Below are 10,337 nucleotides of genomic sequence, written 5' to 3'. Positions count from 1 at the left end.
GTTCGGGAAGACGGAGGGTAAGTCGCAAGAGGTGTTGACTGACCCAACGCTTTCGCGAGCAAGCCCGCTCCCACATTTGGAAAGTGTTTCTTCAGTTAAGTCCGGTTGATCAGTTCCCGCGCCGCCTGGCTGTGATCGGCAATCAAACCTTTCAAATCAAGGCCCTCGACCTGCCCGTCGATCACCCGCCATTTACCGCCGACCATCACCCGGTCCGCGCGGTCGGCGCCGCACAGCAGCAATGCGGAGATTGGATCGTGGCTGCCGGAAAAGCGCAGCTCATCCAGTTTGAACAACGCCAGGTCAGCCTGTTTGCCTACGGCCAGTTCGCCGATATCGCTGCGGCCGAGTAACTGTGCCGAGCCTTTCGTCGCCCAACCCAGCACCAGCTCCGGGGTGATCTTCTCCGCCCCGTAACGCAGGCGCTGAATGTACAGGGCCTGGCGCGTTTCCAGGATCATGTTCGACGCATCATTGGACGCCGAACCGTCCACGCCCAGGCCAATGGGGGCGCCGGCGGCGAGCAGGTCGAGGGTCGGGCAAATCCCCGAAGCCAGGCGCATGTTGGAACTCGGGCAATGGCAGATCCCCGTTCCGGCCGCACCGAGGCGCGCGATTTCTTCCGGGTTGAAGTGAATCCCATGGGCCAGCCACGTGCGCGGGCCTAGCCAGCCGACGCTGTCGAGGTAATCCACGGTGCGCAGGCCGAAACGCTGCAGGCAGAAGTCTTCTTCGTCGAGGGTTTCCGCCAGGTGGGTATGCAGGCGCACGTCGAGGTTGTTGGCCAGCTCGGCGCTGGCTTCCATGATTTCCGGGGTGACGGAAAACGGCGAGCAGGGCGCCAGGGCGATCTGGATTTGTGCGCCGTCACCGCGCTCGTGGTACTGGCGGATCAGGCGGCGGCTGTCTTCCAGAATCACTTCGCCTTGCTGCACGGTTTGTTGCGGTGGCAGCCCGCCGTCGGCCTCGCCCAGGCTCATGGAGCCGCGGGTGAGCATGGCGCGCATTCCCAGTTCGCGCACGCTGTCGACCTGCACGTCGATCGCCTGTTCCAGGCCGTCCGGGAACAGGTAGTGGTGGTCTGCCGCCGTGGTGCAGCCCGAGAGCAGCAGTTCGGCCAGGGCCACTTTGCTCGCCAGGGCGAGTTTTTCCGGGGTGAGTCGGGCCCAGACCGGATACAGGGTTTTCAACCAGGGAAACAGCGGCTGGTTGACCACCGGCGCCCAGGCGCGGGTCAGGGTTTGATAGAAGTGATGGTGGGTGTTGATGAGTCCAGGAAGGACGACATGCTCACGGGCATCGAATACTTGTCCACAGGGCACGGCGGGTTCTTGGCCCCAGCCCAGCACTTCGGTGATCACACCGTCTTGCAGCACCAGGCCGCCACGGGCGTCGAGGCCATTGGCAGTGAAAATCGCGAGGGGGTTTTTTAACCAGATACGGGTCGCAGGCATTGGCCGGCTCCTCTGAATGATGGGTTCAGGTTTGCCAGCTCAGTGTTGCCCTGTCTGCTGATCCAGGGTCGCCGGGGAGGGCGAGGTGCGCAGTTTACGTGTGGATCGTTATCGACGGCAATCGGCCGATAACGATCCCGGTTTTTTTACCAGGCGATGGTGTCGCCCTTGTAGTCCACAAAGTGATGGCCGCCCTTGCCGGTGTAGGCATTCACCTGGTCAACCAGGCCGCGCACGCTGGTGGGCACGTCGATGTGGGCGTTTTCGCCACCCATGTCGGTTTTCACCCAGCCCGGGTGCAACGACAGCACGGTCAGTTTCTGATCGCCCAATTGGGTGACGAAGCTGTTGGTCATGGAGTTGAGGGCGGCCTTGCTGGCCTTGTACAGCGCCAGGTCCGAGCCGTCGGGAATGGTGACACTGCCCAGGATCGAACTCATGAAGGCCAGCACGCCGGTGCCTGGGCGGATCTGCCCGACAAAACGCTGGGCCAGGTTGATCGGCGCCACGGCGTTGGTGAAAAACAGTTGGCCGACTTCCGCCAGGGTGGCGTGGCCCGGTTCCTGGTTGGCCGGGCCTTTGACACCTGCGTTGACGAACAGCAGGTCGAAGGTTTTTTCCTTGAGGCGCTGGCTGAGGGCGATTACCGCCTGCTGGTCATCCATGTCGAGCTTTTCGATTTGCACCTCGCCCAAGGCCTTCAAGGCATCGGCCTTTTGCGGGTCGCGCACGGTGGCGGTCACCTCCCAGCCGTCCGTCAGCAGTTGCTTGGCCAGGCCAAGGCCCAGGCCCCGGGAGGCGCCGATAATCAGTGCGGTTTTTGAAGTGGACATGAATGGCTTCCTTTGACGGTGGAGGTTCACGGGTTCAGTGGACAACGCTGGCCGAGCCTTTGCTGCAACTCCTGGCGCAGTTGGTCGAGTTCGGCGATGCGGGTTTCGATCAGGTTGAGCTTGTCTTGCAGGAGCTGGGTCACGGCGCTGTCGGGGTCTGGAGCTTGCCATAATGCGCCGACGCTGTTGCCGATTTCACCCAGGCTGAAGCCCAGGCGCTGGGCGGTCTTGATATACAGCACCAGTTGCACCATGTCGGCGGGGTAGTCACGGTAACCGTTGGCACTGCGTTGCGCGGCAATCAGCCCGCGTTGCTCGTAGAAACGCAGGGTGTCGCGACTGACCTGGCTGGCCTGGGCTAATTCGCCGATACGCATGTAGAGGGCTCAAGGGGGCTTGACCCTGGAGCATACTCCAGGCTTTAGCCTGCTGGCTTCTTGAATTTAAGGAGCTTACGGCTATGTGGACCGCACACCAATACCGTCGACTGGTTCGGGCCAGCGGTTGGTACGACCTGATCGTCACCGCCGCACTGGTCACACCCTGGACGTTTGTCCTGCTGCATAACGCCCTGGTGGCGTTGAACCTGCCCGGCGAGCTGCCGCCGTTCGCGCCTGTGCATATGTTGATGGCGAACCTGATGGGCTCGATTGTCTGCGTGTGGTCGGTGCTGCGAATCCGCGACCCACAAGCGATCTTTGGCCGCTACGACGCCGCCGGCCGAGTGCTGTTTGCCACCTGGCAGATCTACGCGCTGGCCCATGGTGCCAGTACTGTATTGGTGATTGTCGTGGTGTTTGAAGTGCTGTGGGCGGTGGCTCAGTTGATACCGGTGCGCCGAGCAGCAAGTTGATCAAAAAACGCTCAGTTGTGCCGGAACGTTGCAGGCTCTGCTGCGGGGTGACTCTTGCACGGGTTATCCACAGGTTGCTCCACAGTAATTGTGCGCAAGCGTGACCGGTGGATATAAGCGCTGTGGCCCTTTGTTCTAAAGGACATAACCCGCCTAACTGACTGTTTTTGAGCTGGATTAATACTTTCGTGCAGTGCCTTGAACAAAAACTGTACAACCGTCTGAAACCCTTGTGACAGAAGGGTTACAGGCGAGTGTGCTCAGGTTATCCACAGGCAGGTGCACAGTAGATGTGGGCAGTTTCAGCGCTCCAGCAGAATGCGCCCGCGACTCAGGTCGGCGAGCTGCGCTTGCAGGGTGTCGATATGTGCCTCGCCGAGGGCCAGCTGCAGGTCGACGCCATTGGCGGTGAAGGTTTCTTCCATCACCAGCCCACCCAGTTCGGCCACTCGCAGCTTCACCAACTGCAGCTCGGCAAAACCACAGGAGCAGCTCAGCGGCACCCGTTTGATCAGCTCGACGCGTTCGGCGGCTTGCAGGCATTTGTTCGCGCCGCCGCCATAGGCGCGGGCCAGGCCGCCGGTGCCCAGTTGGATGCCGCCGTACCAGCGGATCACCAGCACCACGACCTGGTCGCAATCCTGCGCTTCGATCGCGGCCAGGATCGGGCGCCCGGCCGTCCCGCCGGGTTCGCCGTCGTCGTTGCTGCGGTATTGATCGCCGAGTTTCCAGGCCCAGCAGTTGTGCGTGGCGTTCAGGTCGCTGTGCTGGTCGATGAAGGCCTGGGCGTCCTGGGGGCTGCTGATCGGGGCGGCGAGGGTAATGAAGCGGCTTTTGCGAATTTCTTCGCGAAACTCGCAAAGGCCGGTAAGCGTGAAAGGCATGGGTAACTTCGTTTAGAGGGCCGGCTTGATGCCGCAGCCTTTGAGAATGATGTGGATAAGGTTGGTGCCGGCGTCTTCCATGTCCTGCTTGGTCAGCTTGGTGCGCCCGGTCACGCGGCAGATCTGGGTGGCAAAGTCGGCGTAATGCTGGGTGCTGCCCCACAGCAGGAAGATCAGGTGCACCGGGTCGATAGGGTCCATCTTGCCGGCGTCGATCCAGGCCTGGAATACCGCCGCACGGCCGCTGAACCAGGCGCGGTAGTCCTGGCTGAAATATTCGGTCAGGCACTCACCGCCGCTGATGATCTCCATCGCGAAGATCCGCGAGGCTTGTGGCTGGCGCCGGGAGAATTCCATCTTGGTGCGGATATAGCGGGTCAGGGCGGCCGCCGGGTCATCCTCGGCGGTCAGGGTGTTGAAGGTGCTGTCCCACAATTCGAGGATGTTGCTGAGCACCGCGATGTACAGGCCCAGCTTGTTGGTGAAGTAGTAGTGCAAGTTGGCTTTCGGCAACCCGGCACTCGCCGCGATGGTGTTCATGCTGGTGCCTTTGTAGCCATGACGGGCGAACTCGTCTTCGGCGGCCTGCAAAATCGCTTGTTCGTTCTTTTGGCGAATGCGGCTTGCAGGTTTTCCGGCGTGGTTGCTGTGGGCAGGAACTTCGAGGCTCATGGAGGTTTCCGTGCAGATCGATGAAGGCGACGTGTGCACAGATAACCCACCCTCAAGCCCCAGACAAGTCCCGATACGATAAAACCCTTAAAGCGGCTCCAGAGTGTCGCTTTCCAGGGTCCGGTTTGCGGCATCCACGGGAGCCTTGGCTTCAGGTAGCAGCAGGCACAATACGATGGCGGTCAGGCCGCCGCTGGTGATGGCCGAGTCGAACAGGTTCTGCACCAGGGTTGGCATCAGGTGCAGCAGGTTCGGTTGCGCCGCGATCCCCAGGCCGACGCCGAACGAGGTGGCGATGATCAGCATGCTGCGCCGATCCAGCGGGGCCTGGGCGAGAATGCGCACGCCGGCCGCCGCTACGCTGCCGAACATCACCAGGGTTGCGCCGCCCAGCACCGGCTTGGGGATTTGCTGCAGCACCGCACCAATCAACGGAAACAGCCCGAGGCAAAACAGTACCGCGCCGATGTACAAGCCGACGTAACGGCTGGCCACGCCGGTCAGCTGGATCACGCCGTTGTTCTGGGCGAATGTGGTGTTGGGAAAGGCACTGAAGGTGGCGGCGATCATGCAACTGATGCCATCTCCCAGTACGCCACCCTTGAGTCGGCTTATATAGGAAGGGCCGCTGATGGGCTGGCGGGCGATCATGCAATTGGCAGTGAGGTCGCCGACGGTTTCGATGGTGCTGATCAGATAAATCAGTGCTACCGGCAGGAAAGCGCTCCAATCGAAATTGAAACCGAAGTGGAACGGTGTAGGCAGGCTGATCAATGGCAAGTCAGGCAAGGCTTGGGGCACCAATTTGCCGCTGAACCAGGCGGCGAGGCTGCCCAGTGCGAGGCCGATGATAATGGCGGAGAGCCGTACCCATGGCGTGTTCGAGCGGTTCAGCAGGATGATGGTCAGTACCACGAACAGGCCGAGTGCCAGGTTGGTTGGCGCGCCGAAGTCCGGGGCATTGAAGCCGCCTCCAAGGTCAGTGATGCCGACCTTGATCAGGCTGATGCCGATCAGTGTGATGACGATGCCGGTCACCAGCGGCGTGATTACCCTTTTGAGCTGACCGATGAAACGGCTCAACACGACCTGCACTGCGGCGCCGAAGAAGCAGATACCGAAAATCATCGCCAGGATGTCTTCCGGGCTGCCGCCGCGTTGCTTGACCAGAAACCCGGCCGACAATACGGCGCCGAGAAACGCGAAGCTGGTGCCTTGCAGGCAGATCATCCCGGCGCCAATGCCAAACGGCCTGCGCGCCTGGATGAAGGTGCCCACACCGGAAACCATCAATGCCATGCTGATCAGGTAGGGCAGGTGGGCGGTCAGGCCCAGGGTAGAGCCGATGATCAGCGGCGGGGTGATGATGCCGACGAAGGCAGCCAACACATGCTGCAACGCGGCAAGCAATGCAGGCAAAGGTTTGGGCCGATCGTTGAGGCCGTAGATCAGGTCGCTGGGGGTGTTGGATTCTGGCGGCATGGCGGGGAACTCATGGCTGGCGGTTCGAGATCCCCTTGTCTTGCAAAAAGCTGTCCAGTTGCTCAGGTTTTTCTGTAAGGCCCGTGTTAGCGCGTTGCGGCCAGACTTTCGAGGAAGCTTTCCAGCACCAAATGAGGGCGGCGGCCCTTGCGCGTGACCGAAGCGAGGCTCAAATCGTAAAAACGTGTAGCCGGTTTCAGCGCGCGCAGTCGGCCTTGTTGTACCCACAGGCTGGCGTAGTGGTCGGGCAGGTAGCCGATGTAGCGGCCGGTCAGGATCAGGAAGGCCATGCCCTCGCGGTCCGAGGCACTGGCGGTGCAATTGAGTGCCTGGTAGTGCGCCTGGATATCCGCGGGCAGGCGGAAGGTCGGGGCGATGGCGTCCTGGCTGTTGACGCGGTCGTCGTCCAGTTGCTTGTCGTCGGCGTAAAACAGCGGGTGGCCCACTGCGCAATAGAGCAGCGAGCGTTCGCTGTACAGCGGCTGGTATTCAAGTCCCGACAAGGCGCTGGCCTGGGGGACTACGCCGACATGCAGGCGACCGTCGAGCACCCCTTGTTCGACTTCATTGGGGGCGATCATGCGGATCTGGATCTGTACATCCGGGCCGCGTTCCTTCAACTGTGCCAGGGCGTGGGTGATGCGCATGTGGGGCAGGGTGACCAGATTGTCGGTCAGGCCGATGATCAGTTCGCCGCGCAAGTGTTGGTGCAGGCCGTTGACCTCGGTGCGAAAACTTTCCAGGGCGCTGAGCAGCTGCAACGCCGACTGGTACACCTCGCGTCCCTCCTCGGTCAGGGAAAACCCCGCCCGCCCGCGTTGGCACAGGCGCAGGCCAAGGCGCTGTTCAAGATCGCTCATCTGCTGGCTGATGGCCGAGCGGCCAATCCCCAGAACGGTTTCCGCCGCCGAGAAGCCACCGCACTCCACCACGCTGCGAAAGATGCGCAACAGGCGGATATCGAAGTCGCTGACTTGGGCCAGTGGGTCGGGTCGACGGCTGCTCATAGTTTAGTGAAGGCCTGACTGAAGGTTAGAAGAGTTGGATTTCACCGACTTTATCCCCGTGGCAATTTAGCTGCAACAACGCTTTTCAATCCCGACGCTGCCTTTTGCCTTGCGAGGTTTTGCTCATGAACATGCCCGAAAACGCTCCGTCCACCCTGGCCAGCCAATTGAAGCTGGACGCGCACTGGATGCCGTACACCGCCAACCGCAACTTCCATCGTGACCCGCGCCTGATCGTGGCAGCTGAAGGCAGCTGGTTGACCGATGACAAGGGGCGCAAGGTGTATGACTCGCTGTCGGGTCTGTGGACCTGCGGCGCCGGGCACACTCGCAAGGAAATCCAGGAAGCGGTCTCCAAGCAACTGGGTACGTTGGACTACTCGCCGGGCTTCCAATACGGTCATCCTTTGTCGTTCCAGCTGGCAGAAAAGATTACCGACCTGACGCCGGGCAACCTGAACCATGTGTTCTTCACCGACTCCGGCTCCGAGTGTGCCGATACCGCGGTGAAGATGGTGCGTGCGTACTGGCGCCTGAAAGGCCAGGCGACCAAGACCAAGATGATCGGCCGTGCCCGTGGTTATCACGGCGTGAACATCGCCGGCACCAGCCTGGGCGGCGTGAACGGTAACCGTAAGATTTTTGGTCAGGGGCTGATGGATGTTGACCATCTGCCTCACACCCTGCTGGCGAGCAACGCGTTCTCCCGTGGCATGCCGGAGCTGGGCGGGATTGCCTTGGCGGACGAGCTGCTCAAGCTGATCGAGTTGCACGATGCGTCGAACATCGCTGCGGTGTTTGTTGAACCGATGGCGGGCTCTGCCGGCGTGCTGGTTCCGCCGCAGGGTTACCTGAAGCGTCTGCGTGAGATCTGCGATCAGCACAACATCCTGTTGGTGTTCGACGAAGTGATCACCGGCTTCGGTCGTACCGGTTCGATGTTTGGTGCTGACAGCTTCGGCGTGACCCCGGACCTGATGTGCATTGCCAAGCAAGTCACCAACGGCGCGATCCCGATGGGCGCGGTGATTGCCAGCACCGAGATTTATCAGACGTTCATGAATCAGGCGACGCCTGAGTACGCGGTGGAATTCCCGCACGGCTACACCTACTCGGCCCACCCGGTTGCCTGCGCGGCTGGCTTGGCGGCACTCGACCTGCTGCAGAAGGAAAACCTGGTGCAGAGCGTGGCCGAAGTCGCACCGCATTTCGAGAATGCGCTGCACGGTCTGAAGGGCAGCAAGAACGTGATCGACATTCGTAACTATGGCCTGGCCGGTGCGATCCAGATTGCCCCGCGTGATGGTGATGCCATCGTGCGTCCGTTCGAAGCGGGCATGGCCTTGTGGAAAGCCGGCTTCTACGTGCGCTTTGGCGGCGACACCCTGCAGTTCGGCCCAACCTTCAACAGCAAGCCGCAGGACCTGGATCGCTTGTTCGATGCGGTCGGCGAAGTGCTGAACAAGATCGACTGATTCCTCCTTCTATATAGAACAACTTTTCAGGAGCCCTGCATGAGCCTCATCCAGCATTTGATCAACGGCCAATTGGTCACCGAAAACGGTCGCACTGCCGACGTGTACAACCCGTCGACTGGCCAGGTGATTCACCAGGTGCCGTTGGCCAGCCGTGAAACCATTCAAAGCGCCATCGATTCGGCCAAGGCAGCTTTCCCGGCCTGGCGTAACACGCCACCGGCCAAGCGTGCCCAGGTGATGTTTCGTTTCAAGCAATTGCTTGAGCAGAACGAAGCGCGTATCTCCCAGCTGATCAGCGAAGAGCATGGCAAGACCCTGGAAGATGCGGCCGGTGAGCTCAAGCGCGGGATCGAGAACGTGGAGTACGCGTGCTCGGCGCCGGAAATCCTCAAGGGCGAGTACAGCCGTAACGTTGGCCCGAATATCGATGCCTGGTCTGACTTCCAGCCGTTGGGTGTGGTGGCCGGTATTACGCCGTTCAACTTCCCGGCGATGGTGCCGTTGTGGATGTATCCGCTGGCGATCGTCTGCGGTAACTGCTTCATCCTCAAGCCGTCGGAGCGTGATCCAAGCTCGACGCTGCTGATTGCACAGTTGTTGCAGGAAGCTGGCTTGCCTAAAGGCGTGCTGAGTGTGGTGCATGGCGATAAAGGCGCGGTGGATGCGTTGATCGAAGCGCCGGAAGTCAAGGCGTTGAGCTTTGTCGGCTCGACGCCGATCGCCGAGTACATCTATTCCGAAGTCACCAAGCGCGGCAAGCGTGTACAGGCGTTGGGCGGGGCGAAGAACCATGCGGTGCTGATGCCGGATGCGGATCTCGATAACGCTGTCAGTGCCTTGATGGGCGCGGCGTATGGTTCTTGCGGTGAGCGTTGCATGGCGATCTCTGTTGCCGTGTGTGTCGGCGACCAGGTGGCTGACGCATTGGTCGCCAAGCTGGTGCCGCAGATCAAGGCGCTGAAGATTGGTGCGGGCACCACGTGTGGATTGGACATGGGGCCGCTGGTCACTGGCCAGGCGCGCGATAAAGTCAGTGGCTATATAGAGGACGGCGTTTCTTCGGGTGCTGAGTTGGTCGTCGATGGTCGTGGCCTGAGTATTGCCGGTAATGAAGATGGCTTCTTCCTGGGGGGCAGTTTGTTCGACCGCGTGACCCCGCAGATGCGCATCTATAAAGAAGAGATCTTCGGGCCGGTGCTGTGTGTGGTTCGGGTGAACAGCCTGGAAGCGGCCATGCAGTTGATCAACGATCACGAGTACGGCAACGGCACCTGTATCTTCACCCGTGACGGTGAGGCGGCGCGGTTGTTCTGTGACGAGATTGAAGTGGGTATGGTTGGCGTCAACGTGCCGTTGCCGGTGCCGGTGGCTTATCACAGCTTTGGTGGCTGGAAGCGCTCGCTGTTTGGCGACTTGCATGCCTATGGGCCGGATGGGGTGCGGTTCTATACGCGTCGCAAGGCGATTACCCAGCGCTGGCCGCAACGGGCCAGTCATGAGGCGTCGCAGTTTGCCTTTCCTAGCTTGTAGGTTCGGTAAGTAGAAGGCCGGCCCCTTGGGGCCGGCCTTTGCTTTTTAGGGCTTTTTTGACCGATATGACAGTATTGTGAAAAAAGGTGTTGACGGCAGATTCTGGAAGTCTATAATTCGCCCCACTTCCGGCGCAGTCGAAAC

The 10,337-nt window shown here is 60.8% G+C and carries 10 protein-coding genes; 3 read left to right on the top strand and 7 right to left on the bottom strand.

The genetic code is table 11. The features are described 5' to 3' along the window. Positions 1-95: 95 nt before the first annotated feature. From ACW9I6_RS26150 to ACW9I6_RS26140, 3 genes are all read right to left on the bottom strand, one after another. Positions 96-1,454, bottom strand: a complete 1,359-nt coding sequence (locus ACW9I6_RS26150) for an 8-oxoguanine deaminase (protein WP_457340012.1) — start codon at positions 1,452-1,454, stop codon at positions 96-98. 146 nt (positions 1,455-1,600) lie between these two features. Continuing rightward, positions 1,601-2,287 carry an SDR family oxidoreductase gene (locus ACW9I6_RS26145; protein ID WP_102605232.1) on the bottom strand — a complete coding sequence of 229 codons (687 nt, stop codon included), beginning with the start codon at positions 2,285-2,287 and terminating at the stop codon, positions 1,601-1,603. Between the two features lie 26 nt (positions 2,288-2,313). Beyond that, a complete protein-coding gene (locus ACW9I6_RS26140) occupies positions 2,314-2,664 on the bottom strand; it encodes a MerR family transcriptional regulator (RefSeq protein WP_003211171.1) in 351 nt (116 codons plus the stop codon). A gap of 83 nt (positions 2,665-2,747) precedes the next feature. On the opposite strand from ACW9I6_RS26140, the gene ACW9I6_RS26135 reads away from it, so the two are divergent. Beyond that, positions 2,748-3,140: a hypothetical protein gene (locus ACW9I6_RS26135; protein ID WP_008430778.1), complete on the top strand. Its 393-nt coding sequence runs from the start codon at positions 2,748-2,750 to the stop codon at positions 3,138-3,140. 302 nt (positions 3,141-3,442) lie between these two features. Here ACW9I6_RS26135 and ACW9I6_RS26130 read toward each other — a convergent pair whose 3' ends face one another. From ACW9I6_RS26130 to ACW9I6_RS26115, 4 genes are all read right to left on the bottom strand, one after another. Continuing rightward, positions 3,443-4,024 carry an IMPACT family protein gene (locus ACW9I6_RS26130; RefSeq protein ID WP_102368022.1) on the bottom strand — a complete coding sequence of 194 codons (582 nt, stop codon included), beginning with the start codon at positions 4,022-4,024 and terminating at the stop codon, positions 3,443-3,445. A 12-nt stretch (positions 4,025-4,036) separates the two neighbouring features. Further along, positions 4,037-4,696, bottom strand: a complete 660-nt coding sequence (locus ACW9I6_RS26125) for a TetR/AcrR family transcriptional regulator (protein WP_003211175.1) — start codon at positions 4,694-4,696, stop codon at positions 4,037-4,039. Positions 4,697-4,783: 87 nt separating this feature from the next. Beyond that, positions 4,784-6,178 carry a uracil-xanthine permease family protein gene (locus ACW9I6_RS26120; RefSeq protein ID WP_003211176.1) on the bottom strand — a complete coding sequence of 465 codons (1,395 nt, stop codon included), beginning with the start codon at positions 6,176-6,178 and terminating at the stop codon, positions 4,784-4,786. Between the two features lie 86 nt (positions 6,179-6,264). Next, positions 6,265-7,185, bottom strand: a complete 921-nt coding sequence (locus ACW9I6_RS26115) for a LysR family transcriptional regulator (RefSeq protein ID WP_087693467.1) — start codon at positions 7,183-7,185, stop codon at positions 6,265-6,267. A 125-nt stretch (positions 7,186-7,310) separates the two neighbouring features. Here ACW9I6_RS26115 and ACW9I6_RS26110 point away from each other — a divergent pair, with 125 nt between their 5' ends. Beyond that, positions 7,311-8,660 carry an aspartate aminotransferase family protein gene (locus ACW9I6_RS26110; RefSeq protein WP_008430786.1) on the top strand — a complete coding sequence of 450 codons (1,350 nt, stop codon included), beginning with the start codon at positions 7,311-7,313 and terminating at the stop codon, positions 8,658-8,660. Between the two features lie 39 nt (positions 8,661-8,699). Then, the gene (locus ACW9I6_RS26105; protein ID WP_457340011.1) at positions 8,700-10,193 is read left to right on the top strand and encodes a CoA-acylating methylmalonate-semialdehyde dehydrogenase; all 1,494 of its coding nucleotides are present in this window, start codon (positions 8,700-8,702) and stop codon (positions 10,191-10,193) included. Positions 10,194-10,337 lie beyond the last annotated feature (144 nt).

The sequence above is a fragment of the Pseudomonas sp. SDO5522_S412 genome (genome assembly GCF_054071215.1).
The sequence above is the reverse complement of the archived record's forward strand: the minus strand, read 5'-3'. Positions and strand labels throughout refer to the sequence as shown.